This is a genomic window from Caulobacter sp. KR2-114 (genome assembly GCF_049446115.1).
In the GTDB taxonomy this organism is placed as follows: Bacteria; Pseudomonadota; Alphaproteobacteria; order Caulobacterales; family Caulobacteraceae; genus Acaudatibacter.
This window is the reverse complement of the sequence record NZ_JBMSEC010000007.1, coordinates 1-20484: the sequence shown is the minus strand read 5'-3', so window position 1 is coordinate 20484 and position 20484 is coordinate 1. Positions and strand designations below refer to the sequence as shown.

Genomic DNA, 20484 nt, shown 5'->3' with positions numbered 1-20484 from the left:
CAGCGGCGGGTTGGCGTAGGTGATCACCGCCACCGCGCCGCGCCGCTCCACGCTCACCAGGGCCATGGTTCCGCTCCCGTCCGTTGTCGTTTCAGGCATTTGGCGGCGGCAAACGCCGGCGTGCAAGGCGGTTTCCACCTACCTCCTACCTCGTCACCCCGGACAAGGGCGCATCGCGCCCGCAGATCCGGGGCCAGCCGGCCCGCTCCCAAGAGGCTTTCCAAAGAGCGCTGCACGGGCGTTGCGTCTCAAAAGCCTTCTATGGGGTGTTACGGCTGGCCCCGGGTCTGCGCTGCGCTACGCCCGGGGTGACGAGTCGGGGGCTGATTGCCCCCGCTCCCTCAGGCGGCGGGCGAGCGTCGCGGTGCGGCGGTAGATCGTGAAGAGGGTCCCAAGCGCGATCACCGCCAGGCCGATCACCAGGGCCTGGCCTTCCCAGCCCCACACCGGCTCCACGGCGGCGACCAGGCAGGTGAGGGTCAGCGCCGCCATCCGCTGCGGCTTGGCGAACGGGCCGGAGAAGTCGGCGGCGAAGCCCAGGCCGCGGCCCAGCTCGCGGACATAGGCGGTGGTCACCGCCGCGGCGGCGGCGATCCAGCCCAGCAGCGGGCCGATCTCGCCCATGCCCATCAGGCCGGCCGCGTAGCCGGCCCCGGCCAGGAAGAACACGTCGGCGAAGCGGTCCGGCAGTTCGTTCCAGATCGGCCCCGAGGTCGAGCCCTTGCCGTGCTCCACCGCCACCAGCCCGTCCAGCAGGTTGCAGATCAGCCGGCCCTGCACGAAGGCCGCGGCGAGCGCCAGGTCGATGGCGCGCGGCAGGCCGTGGTTGAAGCCGGCGCGCTGCAGCACGGCGGCGCCCAGGACGGCGAAGCCGACGCTGGCGGCGGAGATGGCGTTGGGGCTGACGCCCGCGCGCGCCAGGGCGGCGGCCAGGCCCTGGGCCCACCCGCTGCGGCGGCTGGCGATCGGCCGTCGGTTGTCGAGTTCAGCCAGGGTCGGCCTCCAGGGTCCTGCGCCCCCGCGCCAGGGCGGCGGCATAGACGATGGCATAGAGGGTGGAGACCGACCAAGGCACGGCGATGGTGGCGAACATCTCCGGCGTGCCGATCAGGCTGTGCGCCACGATCAGCACCGTCAGGATGGTCGCCGCGGAGATGAACGGCGGGGCGATATAGGCGGTCGGGCCGCTGGCGCGGCGGCTCATCGCCTCCAGCGAACGCTTCAGCACCAGGGTGATCAGGGCGGACATGGTTCCCTGCGCCAGCGCCGGCCAAAGCGCGTCGGCGCCGTGCGCGCGGTTGGCGAACAGCGCCCAGCCGCCCATGCACAGGAAGGCGAAGGCCACGTGCGTGACGGTTGCGCGCGCCGCGGATGCAAGGGACAAGCTTGTTTGCGCCATGACGTCCCCCATCACCCTGCCCCCGACTCCTGCTCTGCAGCTGCCCGCGGCCTGGCATGTCCCCCCAGCGGCCCCCGCCGTGATCTGGGGCCTCGGCGTCGTCCTGGCGATCCTGACCCTCGGCGCGGCGGCCGCGGCCCTGCTACCTGTGGTTCGTCCCGGCAAGGATTACACCAATCTTCGCGAGAGGGTGAACTCCTGGTGGGTGATGGTGGCGCTGCTGGCGGCGGCGCTGCTGCTGGGCTGGCAGGCGACGACGGCCCTGTTCACGGTGATCTCCTTCATCGCCCTGCGCGAATTCCTCTCGCTGGCCCCGTCGCGCCGCGAGGACCGGCTGATCTTCCTGGGCGCCTACCTGGCGATCCCGATCAACTACGGCTTCATCGCCATCGACCAGTACGGCATCTACCTGGTGTTCATCCCGGTCTACTGCTTCATGATCGTGCCGTTCCTGATGGCCTGCTTCGGCCAGACCAAGGCGTTCCTGGAGCGGGCGGCGACGTTCCACTGGGGGCTGGTGGCCTGCGTCTACAGCCTGGGCTTCGCAGCCTTCCTGATGCGCACGCCGCTGACCGAGCACCTGCCGGCCGGCCCGGCGGGGATGGTGTTCCTGCTGCTGTTCGTCACCGAGCTGAACGACGTGGCGCAGTACGTCTGGGGCAAGCTGTTCGGCCGCCACAAGATCACGCCCAAGGTCAGCCCGAACAAGACCTGGGAAGGCTTCCTCGGCGGCTGGGTCACCACCGCGGCGGTGATCTGGTTCCTGGGACCCTACCTGGCGCCGCTGCACGGGGCGGGACGGGCCTGGATGGCGTTCGGCCTGCCGCTGGCGGGCTTCGCCGGCGACGTCACCATGTCGGCGGTCAAGCGCGACGTCGGGGTCAAGGACACCAGCGCCCTGATCCCCGGTCACGGCGGCATGCTCGATCGCGCCGACAGCCTGACCTTCACCGCCCCCCTTTACTTCCATCTGCTGGCCTTCTTCAGTCTCGACCGGTTCTAAGCAGGACATCGGCATGAACCTGCTGCGCTACGCCTTCCTGCTGCTGATCGGCATCCCGCTGGCGCGCGTGTTCACCGGCGCGGACGTGGTCGGCCGCCAGCGGCTGCCCCGGCGCGGGCCGGCGATCATCGCCGCCAACCACAACAGCCACGTCGACACCCTGCTGCTGCTGACCATCTTTCCGCTGCCCTCGATGGGACGGCTGCGGCCGGTGGCGGCGGCCGACTATTTCCTGCGCGGGCCGGTGATCGGCTGGTTCTCGCGCAACGTCGTCGGCATCGTGCCGATCGACCGCCGCCGGGGCGGCGCCAGCGGCGGCGAGCCCGGCGACGTCCTGGCCCCCGCGCGCGAGGCGCTGGCCCGGGGCGACATCATCATCATCTTCCCGGAGGGCTCGCGCGGCGACGCCACCGACGCGCTCGGCCAGCTGAAGGCGGGGGTGGCGCGGCTGTCGGAGGCCTTCCCCGAGGCGCCGGTGATCCCGATCTGGCTGGAGGGCGCCGGCCGCGTGCTGCCCAAGGGGACGAAGGTGCCGGTGCCGATGAACTGCACGGTGCTGGTCGGTGAGCCGCTGACCTGGTGCGGCCATCGCGGGACCTTCGTCGAACGGCTGCGCGCGGCGCTCACCGCGCTGAAGGACGCCGCCCCGCCGCAACACTGGATCGACGACGACGCGGCCGCCTAGATCGATCTCCGCTGGAGCCCCCATCCCCCGCTTTGCGGGGACTTCCCCCAATGGGGGAAGAGAGTCTTGGCCTCAGCTTCCGTTCTCTTCCCCCTCTGGGGGAAGTACCGCCGAAGGCGGGGAAGGGGGCTGTGGCCGAGCCTAGCTGAACAGCGCCGCCGGGTGCGCCGCGCCGCCGCTGAGCTCCTCGTCGCGCACCTCGGTCCAGCGGCGCAGCCAGGGGATGCGCGCTACCGCCTCGGTGATCAGCACATAGCCGGCCACCAGGAGGGCGTCCTGCACCACCGAGGCCACCGACATGCCGCCGCCGGCGGAGGCCTTGAGGGTCAGCGGCTCCAGGAAGATGACGATCAGGATGTTGTTGGCCGCGTGGGCGCCGGTGCTGAACTCCAGCCCGCCCAGACGCAGGGTCATGTAGGCGAACCCCGCCCCCATGATCGTGCGGGCGATGAAGGCGTCCAGGTTGAAGTCCATGTGCACGGCCGAGAACGCCAGGCCGGTGAAGATCATCAGGAAGAACGGGTTGCGCTGGAAGGCCGCCGTCTGGCGCAGCATCCAGCCGCGGAACAGCACCTCCTCGATCAGCGCCGCCGGGATCAGCAGCGCCACGGCGCACACGGCATAGACCGCCCGGCCCTGCAGGTCGGCGGACACCGTCATCAGCGGCATCGGCGTGCTGGTCCCCTCCACCAGGGCGTCCAGGCCCAGCAGCGGGCCGATGGCCAGGAACGACATCACCATGCCGGCGGCCAGCAGCTTCCAGCGGAACTGCGGCGCCGAGGTCAGGTAGTCGCGCATCCTGTGGTGCGACAGGGCCGCGGCCAGCACCAGGAAGGTCAGCACCAGCGGGCCGTTGGCCAGGGTGGGCATCAGCAGCAGCAGGATGGCCTGGCTCAGGTCGTGGCCGTCGGCGTTCTGCAGGTTCGACATGAACACGCCGAAGTCGGTGAGGCCGGCCACGCCGCCGCGCGAGATCACGAAGCCGACCGCGATCACCGCGAACACCGCGAACACGGCGATCACGCCGACCACCAGGCCGGCGACCACCGTGAGGGCGATCCGCCAGGCCTTGCGGTCCCGCTCGTCCACGTTCGTCAGGAACGCCGACTCCGACAGGAGGGCGGTGATGTCTCGTCCGGTCATCGACCCTGCTTTGCTTCCATGTCCATACATCGGCTAGGAGACGCCATTTCCAAAGGACAATGCATGAGGATCGTTTCCGGCGCCTTTCGAGGCCGCCCGATTGTGGCGCCAAAGGGACAGTCGACGCGTCCGACGGCAGATCGGACCCGCCAGGCGCTGTTCAATGTGCTGGAGCACGCGCCCTGGGCGCCGCCCCTGGCGGGGGCGCGGGTGATCGACCTGTTCGCCGGCTCCGGCGCCCTGGGATTCGAGGCCCTGTCGCGCGGCGCGGCCTTCTGTCTGTTCGTCGAGACCGACGAGGGCGCGCGCGGCGCCATCCGCCAGAACATCGAGAGCCTCGGCCTGTTCGGCCAGACCCGCGTGCACCGTCGCGACGCCGCCGCCCTGGGGGCCAAGCCGGCCGGCGACGGGGCGCCGTTCGACCTCGCCTTCCTCGATCCGCCCTACGCCAAGGGCCTGGGCGAGCGGGCGCTGGCGTCGCTGCGCGAGGGCGGCTGGCTGGCGCCGGACGCGCTGCTCGTGCTGGAGCGCGGCGTGGGCGAGCCCGACCCGGTCACCCCGGGCTTCCAGGCGGTGGACGCCCGCGACTGGGGGGCCGCGCGCGTCCACTTCCTGAAGCTGGGCTAGAGGCTTCGGCCGGAGGTGCGGTTGTCCAGCTGCGGGCGCAGCCGCACCAGACCCTCGCGGGTGATCTGGTAGGGGCCGCCGTCCCGGCTGGCGATCAGCCGCCGCCGCTTGAGGGCCTTGAAGACCTCGAGCGTACAGTCGCCGAGAATCCAGCCTTCTCGCGTCCAGCATTCGGCGGCGAGGATGTCGCCGCGATCGTCGCGTTCCAGGGTGATGCGCCCGCCACGGGCGAGGGCGTGCAGCGTGCGTTGCTGCGGCTTGGAGATGTTCAAGAAGAGATGTCCGTTCGAGGCAGTGTCGACTGTGCCCGCGCCGGTGCGCGGACGGTGGGAAGGGCCTCAAAAACGCTGTCGGTCCGCCCGTGACGGATCGGGTCCGATGGCGCTAGGCCCGGACCCCGACGACAAGCTCAGACATCTTGCCTCCCTGCTGAACCCCCATTGCTTACGGGCGTCCGCGGCGAGCGTCCAGGGGAAGACGCCGGGACCGAGGTCAGGCGCGGCGGGCGCGCACCGCATGCGGGCCGGGGCCATCGCGTCCTGGACGGTCGAAATAGCGCGGGCCGATCTGGCCCGGCCCCAGGTCCTCGATCTCGGTGAAGCCCAGCGCCAGCAGATCCCGGCGCAGGGCCGGCGGCTCGAAGTGGGTGATCCACGGCTCGCCCAGCGCCGCGACGCCCGCCGCGCGCGCCTGCCGCGCCACGGCCGCCTCGCCGCGATAGGCCGAGGACGGTTCGCCGTGGTCGAACACCACCTCGGCGGCCGGGACGCCGGCGATGAAGCCAAGGGTCTGGAAGATGGCCTCGCGGGTCAGATACGGCGTCACGCCCAGCCATGAGAAGAAGGCCGGCCGCGCGGCGTCGAAGCCGGCGCCCGCCAGGCCCTCGGCCAGCGTCTGCCGCTCGAAGTCCACCGGCGCGAACACGGCCCCCGCCGCCGGCGTCAGCCCCGCCTCGGCCAGCCGCGCCCGCTTCCAGGCCTGCGTCGCCGGGTGGTCGACCTCGAACACCGCCAGCCCGTCCGCCGCGTGCGGGTTGCGGCAGGCGAAGGTGTCGAGCCCGGCCCCCAGCACCACGTACTGGCGCACGCCGCGCGCCACGGCGGCGGCCAGGGCGTCCTCGGCGAAGCGGCTGCGCGCGGCGATGAACCAGCGCATGCCCCGCCGGCCGGGACTGTCCGCATCGCCGCCCAGCACCGCGACGGGGTCGTCGCCCAGGATCACCGGCGCCAACGGATCGGCGAACACCCGAGCGCCATCCAGGCTCTGGTGCAGCGCGCGGTGGGCCGCGGCGCGGCGGGCGGTGAGGCTGGGCTGTCCGGCTTGCATGCGGTTCTCCAGAACATGAGACGGAGGGCCCGGCGCGGCCCCCTCACCCAACCCTCTCCCCCTGCGGGGGCGAGGGCTACAAGGTTGCAGCGGAGGCGGACAAAATGCCCCGACCCGTCGCTTGCCTGAAGCCCTCTCCCCGCTTGCGGGAAGAGGGTTGGGTGAGGGGCCTTCGCCGCCGCCTACCGCCGCCCGAACAGCCGCTCGATGTCGGCGAGCTTCAGTTCGACGTAGGTGGGGCGGCCGTGGTTGCACTGGCCGGAGTGCGGGGTGGCCTCCATCTCGCGCAGCAGGGCGTTCATCTCGGCGCCGGTGAGCCGGCGGCCGGCGCGCACCGAGCCGTGGCAGGCCATGGTGCCGCAGACCTCGGCCAGCCGTTCCTTCAGCGCCAGGGCGGCGCCGTTCTCGGCCAGGTCGTCGGCGATGTCGCGGATCAGGCCGGCGACGTCGGTGTCGCCCAGCAGCGCCGGGGTCTCGCGCACCAGCACCGCCCCCGGACCGAAGGATTCCACCACCAGGCCCAGCGCCTCCAGTTCCTCGGCGCGGGCGGCGACGCGCTCGGCCTCGGCCGGGTCCAGCTCCACCACCTCGGGCAGCAGCAGGGCCTGGCGGGCGACCGCGCCCTGGGCCATCTCGGCCTTCATGCGCTCATAGACAAGGCGCTCGTGCGCGGCGTGCTGGTCGACGATCACTACCCCGTCGCGGGTCTGCGAGACGATGTAGGTCTCGTGCACCTGCGCCCGCGCGGCGCCCAGCGGGAAGCGGGTGGCGTCCGGCTCGGCGCCAGCCTGCGGCGCGAAGCCGGGCGCGCCGGCGGCGCCTTCGGCCAGCGGCAGCACCGCCTCAAGCACGTCGTAGGCGAAGCTGGGCTCGGCCCGCGCCGAGACCCCGGCCAGGCCCGGCAACTCGCCGGTGCGCGGCGGCGGGGCGGCGGGCGTCCAGCCGCCGGCGCGCCAGGCCGAATAGCCGGCGGCCGAGGGGCCGGGCGGCGGCGCGGACATCCCCGGCCGGAAGCTGCCCAGGGCGGCTCCGGCCACGGTGGTCGAGGCGCGGTGCCCGGCCGCGGCCAGCACGTGGCGCAGGCCGCCGACGATCAGGCCGCGCACCAGGGCCGGGTCGCGGAAGCGCACCTCCGCCTTGGCCGGGTGCACGTTGACGTCGACCAGGGTGGGGTCGAGATCCAGGTACAGCGCCGCCGCCGGGTGTCGGTCGCGGGCCAGGAAGTCGGCGTAGGCCGCGCGCAGGGCGCCCTGCAGCAGCCGGTCGCGCACCGGCCGGCCGTTGACGAACAGGTACTGGTGGCCGGCGTTGCCGCGGTTGTAGGTCGGCAGGCCGGCGAAGCCGGACAGGCGCACGCCCTCGCGCGACTGGTCGACGGCCAGGGCGTTGTCGGCGAAGTCGCGGCCCAGGATCGCGCCCAGCCGGGCCAGGCGGCCCTCGTCGCCCGCCCGCTCGGCCGGCAGGCGCAGGGTGCGCCGGCCGTCGAGGTCGAGGAAGAAGCCCACCGCCTCGTGCGCCATGGCCTGGCGCTTCAGCTCCTCGGCGATGGCCATCGCCTCGGCCCGCTCGGACTTCATGAACTTCAGCCGCGCCGGCGTGGCGTAGAACAGGTCGCGCACCTCCACCCGCGCGCCGTGCGGCTCGGCGAAGGCGGACGGGGCCACCGGGGCGATCGCCCCGCCCTCCACCAGGATGCTCCAGGCGTCGTCGCGCCCGCGGGCCCGCGAGGCGATCGACAGCCGGGCCACCGCGCCGATCGACGGCAGCGCCTCGCCGCGGAAGCCCAGGGTGGCGATGCGCAGCAGGTCGTACAGGCCGTCGTCGCCGGGGTTCAGCTTCGAGGTGGCGTGCCGCTCGATGGCCACCGGCAGCTCGTCCGGGGCCAGGCCGGCGCCGTCGTCGGAGACCAGGATCCGGGTCAGGCCGCCGCCGTCGGCCTGCACCTCGATGCGGCCCGCGCCCGCGTCCAGGGCGTTCTCGACCAGCTCCTTCACCGCGCTCGCCGGCCGTTCCACCACCTCGCCGGCGGCGATGCGGTTGATCAGGTCGGGGGGAAGGCGGCGGATCGGCATGGCGGGCTCACGGCAAGACTGCATTATAGGGGCGATTCCAGACGGATGACGCCATGCCGCCGAACACGCTGACGATGGGTGCGAAGATGGGCTGGCGGAAGGCGGTCGCCTTGGCGCTGGCGGCAGGGGCGCTGCTGTCCGTCCCCGCAACGGCGCCCTCCGCCGCGGCCCCTGAACGCGACTACGAGGCCAACCTGGTCGACGGGCTGGTGGTCAACGCCGCCAGCGGTGGACCGGCCTGGTGGACGGTGACCGCCGGCAACGGCGCCAAGGTCTATGTCCTGGGCGTCCCGTCAGGCCTGCCCAAGGGCCAGGCCTGGAGCACCGCCAAGCTCGAGTTCCGGCTGAAGGGCGCCAGCGCGGTGATCCTGCCGCCCACCGCCCGGGCCAACCCGATCAAGGCCGCGGCCTTCTTCCTGTTCCACCGCAAGCCCTTCGAGAGTCGTGGCCCGATGGAGGACAGCCTGCCGCCGGCGCTGCGCGCCCGCTTCGTCGCCGCCCGCACCGGCCTCGGCAAGCCGGCCACCCGCTATGCCAAGTGGAAGCCCGGGGTCGCGGGCCTGATGATCGGCGGCGACTTCCGCGAGGCCCTGAAGATCAGCTTCAAGCAACCGGACGACCAGATCGAGGCCCTGGCCGACCGGGCGCACGTGCCGCGCCACAAGGTCGCCAGCTATGACGTGCTGCCACTGCTGAAGAACATGGCCAGCCTGCCGGACTCCGCGCACCAGGCCTGCCTGTCGGACTCGCTCACCGAGATCGAGGCCGGTCGCGAGCGGGCGCTGGCCGCCGCCGCCGGCTGGGCGCGGGGCGACGTCAGGGCGGCCCTCGGCGCCGAGCGCGGGTTCGACAAGTGCATCGCCGGCGTGCCGGGCATGTCGGCCTATATCGACCGCTCGATCGCCGACACCAGCAACGCCATCGCCGCCGCCCTGACAAAACCCGGCCGCACCATCGCCATCGCCCCGCTGCGCCTGCTGCTGGCCCGCGACGGCGTGCTGGAGCGCCTGAAGGCGCGCGGCTTCAAGGTGGAAACGCCGGCGACGGCCGGTTGAGGGACGTCGGAACCGCGGTCGGCGGATCAGTCCTCGCTGTCGTCGCCGCCGTCGTCCTCGACGATGGCGCGGACGAGGTCGAGCAGGCGGCGGCGCAGGCGGCCGCGCTTGAGGCGCGGGAACAGGGCCGCGAGCTCGAGCCCTTCCGTGGTCATCAGGAAGTCGTGCACCAGCTGTTCGGAGCTGACGCCGTCGCCGCCACCCTCGATGGCTGACGGATCGGCCAGGCCCTCGAAGAAGTACGCAACCGGGGTCTGCAGAGAGGCGGCGATCTCGTACAGCTTGGAAGCGCTGATGCGGTTGGCGCCGCGTTCGTACTTCTGCACCTGCTGGAAGGTCAGGCCCAGCGACTCGGCGAGCTTCTCCTGGCTGACGCCGCGCAGGCGCCGGCGCATGCGCACGCGGGCGCCGACATGCAGGTCAACAGGGTTCGGCGAACGGTCGTCTGTCGCATCGGTCATATTCGCCTGATACCGGCGTTGAAGTTTTACGCCAGTGATTACTTGGTCGCATCATGTGCGGCGCAAGGTCGCGCGCCTTGGAGGACGTGCGCTCAAAATTGATATTATCACCAAAATGAGTAACGGCATGTCGCCAATACGATTGAACACCGTGGGTTCCAGCGCCTGCGGCAATCTGGCGTCTATCACGCCGTACTTGCCATGCCCCAGCCATTGCCCCGGCTGGATCCGACCATAGGCGTCGATGACGGCGGATACGCCGGTGGGCGTGGCGCGAACCATCGGCAGGCCTTCCTCGATCGCGCGGTAGCTGGCGATGTTCAGGTGCTGCCACGGGCCGCTGGTGGCGCCGAACCAGGCGTCGTTCGACAGGTTGGCGATCCACGCCGGGCGCATCCCGGAAGCGGCCTGGCCCTCGCGCGTGAAGCCGGGAAACAGGCTCTCGTAGCAGATCAGCGGCTGCAGCGGCGGCACGCCCGGCGGCGCGATCGGCCGCGGTCGCGGGCCGGGGGTGAAGCCGTCGCCGACGTGCACCAGCTGCTTGAAGCCGACCCGCGCGGCCAGCTTGTCGAACGGCATGAACTCGCCGAACGGCACCAGCCGGTACTTGTCGTAGCGGCCGATCACGCCCAGCCCCCCGCCGGCGCCACCCGGCGTGCGCCTCACCGCGTAGAGGCTGTTGTAGTAGACATCCGGGGCGGTCGGGGCGCTGCGGTAGCCGCCGACCACCAGGGTCTGGCCCGGCTGCAGCACGCCGGCGATGGTGTCGTAGGTCCAGGCGCGCGGATCCAGATAGTCGTCCAGGCTGGCGGGGATCGCGCCCTCCGGCCACAGCACGATCTGCGCCGGTCTGGCGCCCGCTGCCGGGGGCAGGCGCGTCAGGGCGGCATAGCGCTGGACGATGCCGGCGAAGCTCGCCTCGTCGTACTTGGACGCCTGTTCCACATTGGCCTGCACGATGCGCAGGGTCGGGGCGTCGGCGGGGACCGGCCGCGCGCCCGCCAGACGGGCGGCGCCGAACGCGTAGAGACCGGCCAGCACCGCCCCGGCGGCGATCACGGCGACGGCGCCCGCCGCCTGCTCGCCCCGCCCGCCGCGGCGCAGCAGGCCCGGCGAGGCGGATGTGGCCAGGACGATCCACGACAGGCCGTAGGCGCCCAGCAGGCTGGCCGCCTGCGACAGCGCCGAGCCGGCCTTGAAGGTCTCGCCCGGCAGGTCCCAGGGCAGTCCGGTGAACACGTGGCCGCGCAGCCATTCGGCGACGGCGAACACCCCGGCGAACAGCAGCAGCCGCTGCGGACCTTCAGGTCTCAGCGCCCGGTAGGCCAGGCCTGCTGCGCCCCAGAACAGGCCAAGTCCGCAGGCCAGCAGCACCACGGCGATGGGCGCCATCCAGCCCTGGTTGGCGGCGTCCACCAGGAAGGCCTCGGCCACCCACCAGAGGCTGACGGCGAAATAGGCGCTTCCGGCGAGCCAGCCGCGCAGGAAGGCGGAACGCCAGGGCCGGGCGCCGGCGGCGTGGTCCAGCAGCCAGAGGATCGCGGCCCAGCCCAGCAGGCCGGGCAGCACGCCGAACGGCGGCTGGGCGAAGGCGCAGGCCAGGCCCGCGGCCACGGCGGCCAGCCGCGGCGCCCAGCGGGCGATGGCGGGGGGGCGAGGCTCGGCGGACGCGGTGGCGGGGCTCGCCGCGCTCGTGGACATGCTGGGCCGGATCAGGCGTCGGCCGCGGCGCCGGGATCCGGCGCGGGCGTGGCCGGCCGGATGCGCAGCCGTTTCACGCGCCGCGGATCGGCGTCGACGATCTCGAATTCCAGGCCGGCGGGGTGGGTGATCACTTCCCCGCGCTGCGGCACGCGCCCGGCCAGCGCCGTGACCAGGCCGGCGACGGTGTCGATCTCTTCCTCTTCCAGGTCGTCCGTGCCGAGCGACCGGCCCACGGCGGCCTCGACGTCCTCCAGGAAGGCGCGGGCGTCCACTTCGAACACGCCGCCGGCGCGGGCGACGATCTGGGCGGGACTGGCCTCGTCGTGCTCGTCGTCGATCTCGCCGACCACCGCCTCGATCAGGTCTTCCATGGTGACCAGACCGTCCACCCCGCCGAACTCGTCGATCACCATGGCCAGGTGGATGCGGCTGGCCTGCATGCGCACCAGCAGGTCGGCGGCGCGCATCGACGGCGGCACGTACAGGGTCTCGCGCCGCACGCGGTGGATCACCGGGTCGCTCGGCGGCGGGCGGCTGGCGCCGTCGGCCATCAGCTTGAAGATGTCCTTCAGGTGCACCACGCCGACCGGGTCGTCGAGGGTCTCGCGGTACACCGGCAGGCGCGAGTGCTCGGTCTCGGCGAAGGCGGCCGTCACCTCGTCGAAGGTGGAGGAGATGTCCACCGCGGTGATGTCGGCCCGCGGCGTCATCACGTCGCCGACCTTCAGCGACTGGAACGCCTCGGCCTGATCGACCAGGTCGGAGCCGGCGGTATGCGGCGCCTCCTCGGCCGGCCGGCCCTCGCCCCGGCCTTTGCGGCGCAGACCCACGCTCGCCAGGATGGCGTCCAGCGGCCCCGGCTTGTCGGGTTCGTCGGCCGACGCCGGCGCGCCGTCAGGGCTGGGGCTGGACATGGTCTCCAAGCGTTCCGCTAAGGGGCGTCGTCAACGTACGGATCGGGCACCCCGAGCCCGTCCAGAAGCGCCCGTTCCAGCGATTCCATCCGGTCCGCGTCCCCATCGGTCTCATGATCATAGCCGATCAGATGCAGGACGCCATGCACCACAAGGTGCTGCAGGTGATGCGCCAGCGGCTTGCCCTGTTCGGCGGCTTCCCGGGTCATCACGCCCAGCGCCAGGGCGATGTCGCCGACGAAGGCCTCGGGATTGGCCGGCGCCGGGAAGGACAGCACGTTGGTGGCGTAGTCCTTGCCGCGGAAGGTGGCGTTCAGCTCCCGCACCGCCAGGTCGCTGGTCAGCAGCACGGTGACGTCGCCCACCACCCCGTCGGCCGCCAGCGCGGTCTCGGCCGCGCGCCGGACCAGGGTCTCCGCCTCCGGCAGGACCGCCGTCCAGTCCACATCCTCGATCTCGACGTCGATCATGCGGCTGCCGAGGGTATTGCTGTAGCGGATGCGAAGGTCGACAGCCCTCTCGTCCTTCTCCCCTTGCGGGAGAAGGTGGCCGCCGGAGGCGGACGGATGAGGGGTTGATGATCCTTCGCGATCTGCCTGCCGGCGCTGGCGAATGGCCAACCGGCGGCGCCTCGTCGACCCCTCATCCGTCTTGCTGCGCAAGACACCTTCTCCCGCAAGGGGAGAAGGGCGAAGGCGCTCGTCGGCGAGGTGTGGGTCATCCGGACCGCGCTAAGGGCGCCGCGCGCCCAGGGTGTCGGCGTCGTAGGCCTTGACGATGCGGCCGACCAGCGGGTGGCGGACGATGTCGGCGGAGGCGAACCGGCGCATGGCCACGCCCTCCACCCCCTCCAGGATCGAGACGGCGTGGGCCAGGCCGGAGTCGTTGGGGTTCACCAGGTCGACCTGGCTGGGATCGCCGGTCACGGCCATGCGCGAGCCTTCGCCGATGCGGGTCAGCACCATCTTCATCTGCAGGCGCGTGGTGTTCTGCGCCTCGTCGACGATGATGAAGGCGTGGCTGAGGGTGCGGCCGCGCATGAAGGCGATCGGCGCCACCTCGATCTCGCCGCGCTCGCGCCGCTTGCGCAGGGCGTCGGCGCCCAGGATGTCGGTCAGGGCCTCCCACACGGGGGCCATGTACGGATCGACCTTCTCGGTGAGGTCGCCGGGCAGGAAGCCCAGCCGCTCGCCGGCCTCCACTGCCGGGCGGGTGACGATCAGCCGGTCGACCTGGCCCGAGCGCAGCAGATTGGCGCCGTGCGCCACCGCCAGGAAGGTCTTGCCGGTGCCGGCGGGGCCGAGGCCGAACACCAGCTCATGGGTGGCCAGCGCCTCCAGGTAGGCGGCCTGCGCAGCGGTCTTGGCGGCGATCGGCCCGCGCCGGCCGGCGGCGGCGGTGGGCGTGGCGGGACCGCCGGTGCGCGCCTGGTCGATGGCCACGCGCACGTCCGCCGTGGTCACCTCCAGCCCCGCGGCCACGCGGGCGGCCAGGGTCTCGATGGCCTGCCGGGCCAGCCGGCGGGTGCGCGCGTCGCCGTTCAGCGACACGCCGCCGCCCGGCGTCTCGATCAGGACGTGGAAGGCGTCCTCGATCAGCGCCGCATGGCGTCCGCCCGCGCCGGAAACCGTGCGGACGGCTTCCTCCGGCAGGGGGATGAACTCGGACGGACCGCGACTCAAACCACTTCCGCCATGCGCTCGGTGAGGGCCTCGGCCGACAGGCTGCCGCGGTTGGCGGCGACGATCCGCACCGGGACGATCTGGCCCTTGAGGCTTGCGGGGCCGGCCATGTGCACGGGCTGCAGATAGGGGCTGCGACCCACCACCTGGCCCTCACGCCGGCCGTCGCGCTCGAACAGCACCGGCAGCACCCGGCCGGCCTGGGCGGCGTTGAAGGCCATCTGTTGGTCGTTCAGCAGGGCCTGCAGCCGGGCCAGGCGCTCTTCCTTGACCTCTTCGGCCACCTGGCCGGTCATCGCGGCGGCGGGCGTGCCCGGGCGGCGGGAATATTTGAACGAGAAGGCGCTGGCGTAGGCGACCTCGCGCACCAGGGCCAGGGTGGCCTCGAAGTCGGCATCGCGTTCGCCGGGGAAGCCGACGATGAAGTCGCCGGACATGGCGATATCCGGCCGCGCCGCACGGATCCGCTCGACCAGGCGCAGGTAGCTGTCGGCGGTGTGCGCCCGGTTCATCGCCTTCAGCACCTTGTCGGAGCCGGCCTGCACCGGCAGGTGCAGATAGGGCATCAGCTGCTCGACCTCGCCGTGCGCGGCGATCAGCGCCTCGTCCATGTCGGCCGGGTGGCTGGTGGTGTAGCGGATGCGGTCCAGGCCGGGGATCCTGGCCAGCCGGCGGACAAGGCCGGCCAGGCCGCCCTCGCCGGCAAACGCATTGACGTTCTGGCCCAGCAGGGTGACCTCGCGCACGCCGTGGTCGGCCAGGCGACGGGCCTCCGCCTCGATGGCCTCCACCGGGCGCGAGTATTCCGCGCCGCGGGTGTAGGGCACCACGCAGAAGGTGCAGAACTTGTCGCAGCCCTCCTGCACCGTCAGAAAGGCGGTGTAGCCGTTGGTGGCCCGCTCCATGGGCAGGGCGTCGAACTTCTCGTCGGCGGCGAAGTCGGCGGCCAGGCGCTCGCCGGACTTGCGGTGGGCGCGGGCGATCAGCTCCGGCAGCTGGTGATAGGCCTGCGGCCCGACCACCAGGTCCACTGCCGGCTGGCGGGCCATGATCTCCGCGCCCTCGGCCTGCGCCACGCAGCCGGCCACGGCGATCACCATCTCGCCGCCGTCCTCGGCCTTGCGCGCCTTCATGCGCTTGATGCGGCCCAGCTCGGAATAGACCTTCTCCGTCGCCTTCTCGCGGATGTGGCAGGTGTTCAGCACCACCAGGTCCGCGCCCTCCGGCTGGTCGGTCACGCCATAGCCCAGCGGGCGCAGGACATCGGCCATGCGCTCGCTGTCGTAGACGTTCATCTGACAGCCGTAGGTCTTGATGTAGAGGCGCTTTTGCGGCGCGGTCTCGGTCATCTGGGCGTTATGGGGTTGAGGGCGGGCGAGTGCAACCCAGCGCCGCTCTTGGCGCCGGACTCCCCCACCCTGATCGCTGCGGCGCTACTCTTCCGCCGGCACGCCGTAGAGTTCCAGGCGGTGGTCGACCAGGCGGTAGCCCAGACGTTTGGCGATCGCCTGCTGCAGGGCCTCGATCTCCTCGTCGACGAACTCCACCACCTTGCCGGTCTTCATGTCGATCAGGTGATCGTGGTGCGTCTCGCTGGCTTCCTCGTAGCGCGAGCGGCCGTCGCGGAAGTCGTGCCGGGTGAGGATGCCGGCCTCCTCGAACAGGCGCACCGTGCGGTACACCGTGGCGATGGAGATGTGCCGGTCCACCGCGTGGGCGCGGCGGTGCAGCTCCTCGACATCGGGGTGGTCATGGGCCTGCGAGAGCACCCGCGCGATCACGCGGCGCTGCTCGGTCATGCGCATGCCCTTTTCCATGCAGAGGGACTCAAGACGATCCAAGGCCGCGCTCCGGCGAACGATTGCTTCGGCCCCAGCATAGGGCGGGTGGCGTCACCTGTTAAGATCGCGCCGCAGCACCAGGGCGTCGCGGCGCCCGGCGGGGCCGTCGTAGTAGCCGCGCCGCAGGCCCACGCGGGCGAATCCGGCGCCGGCGTAGAGGCCGATCGCGGCGGCGTTGTCCTCGGCGACCTCCAGGAACATCGCCTCTGCGCCGCCGGCGGCCGCGGTCAGGATCGCCGCCTCGAGCAGGGCGCGGGCCAGGCCCTGCCGCCGCATCGCCGGCGCCACCGCCAGGGTGAGCACCTCGGCCTCGCCGGCGATCGCCCGGCAGAGGATGAAGCCGGCCAGGTCGTCGCCGGCGTCGTCGCCGTCGCCGATGGCCAGGGCGAAGGCGCCGGGGGCGGCCAGCAGATCGGCGATCTCACCTGCGCGCCACGGCGCGTCGAAGGCCAGGGCGTGCGTCGCGGCCATGGCGACGGCCAGGCCCGCGCCAGCCGGACGCAGGGTCGGGCTCATGCCGCGGCGGGACCCGGGCGCGACCGGGGCCGGGGCTGCGGTGGCCGCGGCGGCCTGGGCTTGGGCGGCGTGGCGTCGGCCGGCCGCAGGTAGAGCGGCGTCGCCTCGCGCGCCTCGCCGAGGCTCGCCAGCCGGGCGACGGCGGCCGGATCCGGCGCGGCCAGCGGCGCCCGCTCGAACGCCGCGCCCGCCTGCAGCAGGTCGACGCCGGGGCCGACCAGCACCCCGCCGCCCAGCGCCGCCACGGCGGCCATGGCCGCGTCCAGCGGCATCACCGCCGGTTCCGACAGCGGCCGGCCGTCGGCGAAGGTCTGCAGGTAGATCTGGCCGCGTCCGGAATCGATCGCAGCGGCCACACGCCCGGGCAAGCCGGCCGTCGCCGCCAAGGCCTCCAGGCTGCCGACCCCGACACAGGGGACCCCCAAAGCCAGGCCCAGCCCCTTGGCGAAGGCCACGCCGACCCGCAGGCCGGTGAAGGAGCCGGGGCCCACCGTCACGCCGATGCGGTCCAGCGCGGCGAAGCCGATCCCGGCCTGGGCCATCACCTCGCGCGCCATCACCGCCAGGCGTTCCTGGTGCCCGCGGGTCATCGGTTCGCAGGCGCTGGCCAGCACCCGCCCGTCCGCGGTCACGGCGACGGAACAGGCGCCCAGGCAGGTGTCGAGGGCGAGGACGATCATCGGTGGGGCTGGGCGGACCGCCGCGCGATCACAGGGTCTGTTCGACGCGGGTCACTTCGGGGACGTAGTGGCGCAGCATGTTCTCCACCCCGGCCTTCAGCGTGGCCGAGGACGACGGGCAGCCCGAACAGGCGCCGCGCATGTGCAGGTAGACGACGCCGGTGTCGGCCTCGAAGTGCGAGAACAGGATGTCGCCGCCGTCCTGGGCCACGGCCGGACGGATGCGGCTGTCCAGCAGATCCTTGATCTCGGCGACGATCTGCGCGGTCTCGCCCTCGTAGACCGGCTCGGCCTCAGCCTCCTCGGCGTCGGCCAGCAGCGGCGCGTCCGAGGTGAAGTGGTCCATGATCGCCGCCAGGATCGGGGCCTTCATGTACGACCAGTCGTGCTCGTCGGTCTTGGTCACGGTCAGGAAGTCGGCGCCGAAGAACACCCGGCTCACGCCATCCAGGTCGAACAGCGCCCGCGCCAGCGGCGAGGCCGCCGCCTCGCCGGCGTCGCGGAATTCGCGCACCCCCGACTTCACCAGCTCCCGGCCCGGCAGGAACTTCAGCACGGCGGGGTTGGGCGTGTTTTCGGTCTGGATGAACATGATCTGGGGCCTCGGGGACGGCGGACACCCGCTAGATGGCCCGTCCCGCCCCGCGACGCAACCTGACGCCCGCCCCCTCTTGATTCCGCGCGCCAGCCGTAAGAACAGTGATTTTCCATTTCGGGGGCGAAACAATGCGGCGATCGACGATCATTCTGGCTCTGGCGGCCCTGGCTGCGGCGACGGCGGCGCGCGCGGCCCCCTATCCCGCCGAGGGCGTCACCGCCAGGGATGTCGCGGCCGTGCTGCAGGCCAAGGGCTACCAGGCGACGCTCGACAAGGACGGCACGGGCGATCCGATGGTGCGCAGCGCCGTCGACGGCACCAAGTTCCAGGTGGTGTTCTATGACTGCGACAAGACCCACCGCTGCGGCGCGCTGGAGTTCCTGGTCGGCTTCGACCTGCCCGACGGCATGGCGCTGGCCCGGCTGAACAAGTGGAACCGCGACCAGCGCTTCGGCCACGCCTACCTGGACGACGAGAACGACCCGTACATCCAGCTCGACCTCAACACCGACAACGGCTTCACCAGCGAAAGCCTTGGCGGCTATGTGGAAACCTGGGCCAGCCTGGTGCCGCACTTCAAGCGCTACATCGACGGCAAGGACGACTGAACAAATTCGCAGTCATCCCGGAATTCGCGCAGCGAATATCCGGGACCGCGGCAGGCGCCGGCGCCCGCTACGGCCGGTGGCCCTCAGCGTTTCCGGCGGTCCCGGATATGGGCTGACGCCCATTCCGGGATGACAGCGTGAGGATTGTCGGCGAGCCTTACGCCCCCCAGAACCCGACCAGCTTCTTGGTCTGCGCCACCACCGGGGCGGCGATGGCGCGGGCCTGCTGCGCGCCGTCGGCCAGGATGGCGTCGATCTGGCTGGGGTCGGCCAGCAGCCGGCGCATCTCGCCGGACACCGGCCCCAGCTTTTCCACCAGCAGGTTGGCCAGGTCCGGCTTGAAGCTCTGGCCGAAGCCCTGGCCGGCGTAGGTCGCCAGGATCTGGGCGCGGGTCTGGCCGGACAGGGCGGCGAAGATGCCCACCAGGTTCTCGGCCTCGGGCCGGCCCTTCAGCCCCTCCTCGTCGGACGGCAGCGGCTCCGGATCGGTCTTGGCCTTGCGGATCTTGCCGGCGATGGCGTCGGCGTCGTCGGTCAGGGTGATGCGCGAGGCGTCCGACGGGTCGGACTTCGACATCTTCGCCGTGCCGTCGCGCAGCGACATGATCCGCGCGCCCGGTCCCTCGACCATCGCCTGCGGCAGGGGGAAGAAGTTCGGCGCCTCGAAGTCGTGGTTGAACTTCTGGGCGATGTCGCGGGTCAGCTCCAGGTGCTGGCGCTGGTCCTCGCCCACCGGCACGTGGGTGGCCTGGTAGACCAGGATGTCGGCCGCCTGCAGCACCGGGTAGGTGTACAGGCCGACGCTGGCCCGCTCCTTGTGCTTGCCGGTCTTCTCCTTGAACTGGGTCATCCGGTCCAGCCAGCCGAGCCGCGCCACGCACTGGAAGATCCAGGCCAGCTCGGTGTGCTCGGGCACCGCCGACTGCGGGAAGATGATCGCCTTCTTCGGGTCGACCCCGGCGGCGATATAGGCCGCGGCGATCTCGCGCGTCTGGCTGATCAGCGCCTTCGGGTCCTGCCATTGGGTGATCGCGTGCAGGTCGACCACGCAGTACAGGCACTGCATGCGCTCCTGCATGGCGACGAACTTCACCAGGGCGCCCAGGTAGTTGCCCAGGTGCAGGTCGCCGGTGGGCTGCACGCCGGACAGCACGCGTTCGGGGCCCGCGTAGGGGACGGGGGTCGGGTCGGTCATCGGTCTATCTTTGCGAATGGGGACGTGAGGGCGAGCGGCCGCGCCCGCCAGGATATCAGGCGGCTTGCAGGAGGCGACGCCATCGTCCGGTCAGGTGTCCGCGCAAAGCCATGGCGCGGGGACATAGGCCGGGATCGCGGCGGGAGCAAGCACGCCGGCGCGCGCGGTCGAAGTCGAGATAGGGCGGACCTATCGGATCGACTGAAACAATCAATTGGACCTATATGGGTCGCAACCCTACATCCGGCTCCAGCCAATCGATCCTTCCCCGGAGCCATCATGTCCCTGATCAATACCGAAGTTCAGCCGTTCACCGCCCAGGCCTACCGGCAAGGCAAGTTCGTCGCCGTCAGCGACGCCGACCTGAAGGGCAAGTGGTCGGTGGTGTTCTTCTACCCGGCCGACTTCACCTTCGTCTGCCCGACCGAGCTGGAAGACCTGGAAGACCACTACGACGCGTTCCACGCCCTGGGGGTCGAGGTGTATTCGGTGTCGACCGACACCCACTTCGCGCACAAGGCCTGGCACGACACCTCCGAGGCGGTGGGCAAGATCCGCTACACCATGGTCGGCGATCCCACCGGCCAAATCAGCCGCAACTTCGGCGTCTATATCGAGGCCGAGGGCCTGGCCGACCGCGGCACCTTCGTGATCGACCCGGACGGCCGGATCCAGATCGTCGAGATCACCGCCGGCGGCATCGGCCGCGATGCATCCGAGCTGCTGCGCAAGGTGAAGGCCGCCCAGTACGTGGCCGCCCACCCGGGCGAGGTCTGCCCCGCCAAGTGGCAGGAAGGCGAGGCCACCCTGGCCCCGTCGCTCGACCTGGTCGGCAAGATCTGACGACGCTTCGCTTCTCTTCCCCCCTTGGGGGAAGTGGATCGGCGCCGAAGGCGACGAGACGATGGGGGCTCCAGTTGACGTGAGCCTGCGGTTCTCCGCTGGAGCCCCCTCCACCGCTTCGCGGTCCCCCTC

The 20484-nt window shown here is 71.8% G+C and carries 23 protein-coding genes; 6 read left to right on the top strand and 17 right to left on the bottom strand.

The annotated features are described in order from the left end of the window. Positions 1-297 precede the first annotated feature (297 nt). On the bottom strand, positions 298-1038 hold the full coding sequence (locus ACO2Q3_RS21770; RefSeq protein ID WP_423310452.1) for a CDP-alcohol phosphatidyltransferase family protein: 741 nt from the start codon (positions 1036-1038) through the stop codon (positions 298-300). Then, positions 986-1384, bottom strand: a complete 399-nt coding sequence (locus ACO2Q3_RS21765) for a hypothetical protein (protein ID WP_423310450.1) — start codon at positions 1382-1384, stop codon at positions 986-988. The genes ACO2Q3_RS21770 and ACO2Q3_RS21765 overlap by 53 nt, the downstream gene beginning before the upstream one ends. 13 nt (positions 1385-1397) lie before the next feature. On the opposite strand from ACO2Q3_RS21765, the gene ACO2Q3_RS21760 reads away from it, so the two are divergent. Next, on the top strand, positions 1398-2402 hold the full coding sequence (locus ACO2Q3_RS21760; protein ID WP_423310448.1) for a phosphatidate cytidylyltransferase: 1005 nt from the start codon (positions 1398-1400) through the stop codon (positions 2400-2402). A 13-nt stretch (positions 2403-2415) separates the two neighbouring features. Beyond that, on the top strand, positions 2416-3087 hold the full coding sequence (locus ACO2Q3_RS21755) for a lysophospholipid acyltransferase family protein (protein ID WP_423310446.1): 672 nt from the start codon (positions 2416-2418) through the stop codon (positions 3085-3087). A 141-nt stretch (positions 3088-3228) separates the two neighbouring features. Here the strand turns inward: ACO2Q3_RS21755 and ACO2Q3_RS21750 are convergent, their stop codons facing one another. Beyond that, a complete protein-coding gene (locus ACO2Q3_RS21750; protein WP_423310444.1) occupies positions 3229-4230 on the bottom strand; it encodes a lysostaphin resistance A-like protein in 1002 nt (333 codons plus the stop codon). Between the two features lie 63 nt (positions 4231-4293). On the opposite strand from ACO2Q3_RS21750, the gene rsmD reads away from it, so the two are divergent. Beyond that, complete coding sequence (gene rsmD, locus ACO2Q3_RS21745; RefSeq protein ID WP_423310442.1) at positions 4294-4857, top strand: 16S rRNA (guanine(966)-N(2))-methyltransferase RsmD; 564 nt, start codon at positions 4294-4296, stop codon at positions 4855-4857. Here rsmD and ACO2Q3_RS21740 read toward each other — a convergent pair. The 3 genes from ACO2Q3_RS21740 to mutL form a co-directional block, all read right to left on the bottom strand. Further along, positions 4854-5129 (bottom strand): YjhX family toxin, encoded by a 276-nt coding sequence (locus tag ACO2Q3_RS21740; RefSeq protein ID WP_423310440.1) that lies wholly within the window; start codon positions 5127-5129, stop codon positions 4854-4856. The genes rsmD and ACO2Q3_RS21740 overlap by 4 nt on opposite strands. Positions 5130-5349: 220 nt before the next feature. After that, entirely contained in the window at positions 5350-6183 is an 834-nt protein-coding gene (locus tag ACO2Q3_RS21735) for a class I SAM-dependent methyltransferase (protein WP_423310439.1), read from the bottom strand. A 182-nt stretch (positions 6184-6365) separates the two neighbouring features. Then, the gene (mutL, locus tag ACO2Q3_RS21730; protein WP_423310437.1) at positions 6366-8255 is read right to left on the bottom strand and encodes a DNA mismatch repair endonuclease MutL; all 1890 of its coding nucleotides are present in this window, start codon (positions 8253-8255) and stop codon (positions 6366-6368) included. Between the two features lie 53 nt (positions 8256-8308). Here mutL and ACO2Q3_RS21725 point away from each other — a divergent pair, with 53 nt between their 5' ends. Further along, the gene (locus ACO2Q3_RS21725) at positions 8309-9310 is read left to right on the top strand and encodes a TraB/GumN family protein (RefSeq protein WP_423310435.1); all 1002 of its coding nucleotides are present in this window, start codon (positions 8309-8311) and stop codon (positions 9308-9310) included. Positions 9311-9336: 26 nt separating this feature from the next. On the opposite strand, the gene ACO2Q3_RS21720 is transcribed toward ACO2Q3_RS21725, so the two are convergent. From ACO2Q3_RS21720 to ACO2Q3_RS21675, 10 genes are all read right to left on the bottom strand, one after another. Continuing rightward, positions 9337-9771, bottom strand: a complete 435-nt coding sequence (locus tag ACO2Q3_RS21720) for a helix-turn-helix domain-containing protein (RefSeq protein ID WP_423310433.1) — start codon at positions 9769-9771, stop codon at positions 9337-9339. Between the two features lie 51 nt (positions 9772-9822). Continuing rightward, positions 9823-11472, bottom strand: coding sequence for an apolipoprotein N-acyltransferase (lnt, locus tag ACO2Q3_RS21715; protein ID WP_423310431.1), 1650 nt, complete (start codon positions 11470-11472; stop codon positions 9823-9825). 11 nt (positions 11473-11483) lie between these two features. Continuing rightward, positions 11484-12389, bottom strand: coding sequence for a hemolysin family protein (locus tag ACO2Q3_RS21710; protein WP_423310429.1), 906 nt, complete (start codon positions 12387-12389; stop codon positions 11484-11486). 17 nt (positions 12390-12406) lie between these two features. Then, the gene (gene ybeY / locus ACO2Q3_RS21705; RefSeq protein WP_423310427.1) at positions 12407-12859 is read right to left on the bottom strand and encodes an rRNA maturation RNase YbeY; all 453 of its coding nucleotides are present in this window, start codon (positions 12857-12859) and stop codon (positions 12407-12409) included. A gap of 261 nt (positions 12860-13120) precedes the next feature. Continuing rightward, positions 13121-14071, bottom strand: coding sequence for a PhoH family protein (locus ACO2Q3_RS21700; RefSeq protein ID WP_423310425.1), 951 nt, complete (start codon positions 14069-14071; stop codon positions 13121-13123). Continuing rightward, entirely contained in the window at positions 14068-15420 is a 1353-nt protein-coding gene (miaB, locus tag ACO2Q3_RS21695) for a tRNA (N6-isopentenyl adenosine(37)-C2)-methylthiotransferase MiaB (protein ID WP_423310423.1), read from the bottom strand. The genes ACO2Q3_RS21700 and miaB overlap by 4 nt, the downstream gene beginning before the upstream one ends. A gap of 84 nt (positions 15421-15504) precedes the next feature. Beyond that, the gene (locus ACO2Q3_RS21690) at positions 15505-15912 is read right to left on the bottom strand and encodes a Fur family transcriptional regulator (protein ID WP_423310421.1); all 408 of its coding nucleotides are present in this window, start codon (positions 15910-15912) and stop codon (positions 15505-15507) included. A gap of 51 nt (positions 15913-15963) precedes the next feature. Next, a complete protein-coding gene (locus tag ACO2Q3_RS21685) occupies positions 15964-16428 on the bottom strand; it encodes a GNAT family N-acetyltransferase (protein WP_423310419.1) in 465 nt (154 codons plus the stop codon). Further along, positions 16425-17105, bottom strand: a complete 681-nt coding sequence (tsaB, locus tag ACO2Q3_RS21680; RefSeq protein ID WP_423311173.1) for a tRNA (adenosine(37)-N6)-threonylcarbamoyltransferase complex dimerization subunit type 1 TsaB — start codon at positions 17103-17105, stop codon at positions 16425-16427. The genes ACO2Q3_RS21685 and tsaB overlap by 4 nt, the downstream gene beginning before the upstream one ends. 31 nt (positions 17106-17136) lie before the next feature. After that, positions 17137-17700, bottom strand: coding sequence for a NifU family protein (locus ACO2Q3_RS21675; protein WP_423310417.1), 564 nt, complete (start codon positions 17698-17700; stop codon positions 17137-17139). 134 nt (positions 17701-17834) lie between these two features. Between ACO2Q3_RS21675 and ACO2Q3_RS21670 the strand changes: the two genes are divergently transcribed. Beyond that, positions 17835-18314 carry a YbjN domain-containing protein gene (locus ACO2Q3_RS21670; protein ID WP_423310415.1) on the top strand — a complete coding sequence of 160 codons (480 nt, stop codon included), beginning with the start codon at positions 17835-17837 and terminating at the stop codon, positions 18312-18314. Positions 18315-18471: 157 nt separating this feature from the next. Here ACO2Q3_RS21670 and trpS read toward each other — a convergent pair whose 3' ends face one another. Continuing rightward, entirely contained in the window at positions 18472-19509 is a 1038-nt protein-coding gene (gene trpS, locus ACO2Q3_RS21665) for a tryptophan--tRNA ligase (RefSeq protein ID WP_423310413.1), read from the bottom strand. 279 nt (positions 19510-19788) lie between these two features. Here trpS and ahpC point away from each other — a divergent pair, with 279 nt between their 5' ends. Continuing rightward, entirely contained in the window at positions 19789-20352 is a 564-nt protein-coding gene (gene ahpC / locus ACO2Q3_RS21660; protein ID WP_423310411.1) for an alkyl hydroperoxide reductase subunit C, read from the top strand. The last annotated feature ends 132 nt before the right edge of the window (positions 20353-20484 follow it).

Bases quoted from the DNA above. Each gene is read 5' to 3' on its own strand.
- ACO2Q3_RS21770 (WP_423310452.1), bottom strand. From the start codon at position 1,038: ATGCCGCCGCCCTGGCGCGGGGGCGCAGGACCCTGGAGGCCGACCCTG.
- lnt (WP_423310431.1), bottom strand. From the start codon at position 11,472: ATGTCCACGAGCGCGGCGAGCCCCGCCACCGCGTCCGCCGAGCCTCGC.
- ACO2Q3_RS21685 (WP_423310419.1), bottom strand. From the start codon at position 16,428: ATGAGCCCGACCCTGCGTCCGGCTGGCGCGGGCCTGGCCGTCGCCATG.
- ACO2Q3_RS21725 (WP_423310435.1), top strand. From the start codon at position 8,309: ATGCCGCCGAACACGCTGACGATGGGTGCGAAGATGGGCTGGCGGAAG.
- ACO2Q3_RS21675 (WP_423310417.1), bottom strand. From the start codon at position 17,700: ATGTTCATCCAGACCGAAAACACGCCCAACCCCGCCGTGCTGAAGTTC.
- rsmD (WP_423310442.1), top strand. From the start codon at position 4,294: ATGAGGATCGTTTCCGGCGCCTTTCGAGGCCGCCCGATTGTGGCGCCA.
- trpS (WP_423310413.1), bottom strand. From the start codon at position 19,509: ATGACCGACCCGACCCCCGTCCCCTACGCGGGCCCCGAACGCGTGCTG.
- ACO2Q3_RS21670 (WP_423310415.1), top strand. From the start codon at position 17,835: ATGCGGCGATCGACGATCATTCTGGCTCTGGCGGCCCTGGCTGCGGCG.
- ahpC (WP_423310411.1), top strand. From the start codon at position 19,789: ATGTCCCTGATCAATACCGAAGTTCAGCCGTTCACCGCCCAGGCCTAC.
- ACO2Q3_RS21720 (WP_423310433.1), bottom strand. From the start codon at position 9,771: ATGACCGATGCGACAGACGACCGTTCGCCGAACCCTGTTGACCTGCAT.
- ybeY (WP_423310427.1), bottom strand. From the start codon at position 12,859: ATGATCGACGTCGAGATCGAGGATGTGGACTGGACGGCGGTCCTGCCG.
- ACO2Q3_RS21750 (WP_423310444.1), bottom strand. From the start codon at position 4,230: ATGACCGGACGAGACATCACCGCCCTCCTGTCGGAGTCGGCGTTCCTG.
- miaB (WP_423310423.1), bottom strand. From the start codon at position 15,420: ATGACCGAGACCGCGCCGCAAAAGCGCCTCTACATCAAGACCTACGGC.
- ACO2Q3_RS21760 (WP_423310448.1), top strand. From the start codon at position 1,398: ATGACGTCCCCCATCACCCTGCCCCCGACTCCTGCTCTGCAGCTGCCC.
- ACO2Q3_RS21735 (WP_423310439.1), bottom strand. From the start codon at position 6,183: ATGCAAGCCGGACAGCCCAGCCTCACCGCCCGCCGCGCCGCGGCCCAC.
- mutL (WP_423310437.1), bottom strand. From the start codon at position 8,255: ATGCCGATCCGCCGCCTTCCCCCCGACCTGATCAACCGCATCGCCGCC.
- ACO2Q3_RS21755 (WP_423310446.1), top strand. From the start codon at position 2,416: ATGAACCTGCTGCGCTACGCCTTCCTGCTGCTGATCGGCATCCCGCTG.
- ACO2Q3_RS21710 (WP_423310429.1), bottom strand. From the start codon at position 12,389: ATGTCCAGCCCCAGCCCTGACGGCGCGCCGGCGTCGGCCGACGAACCC.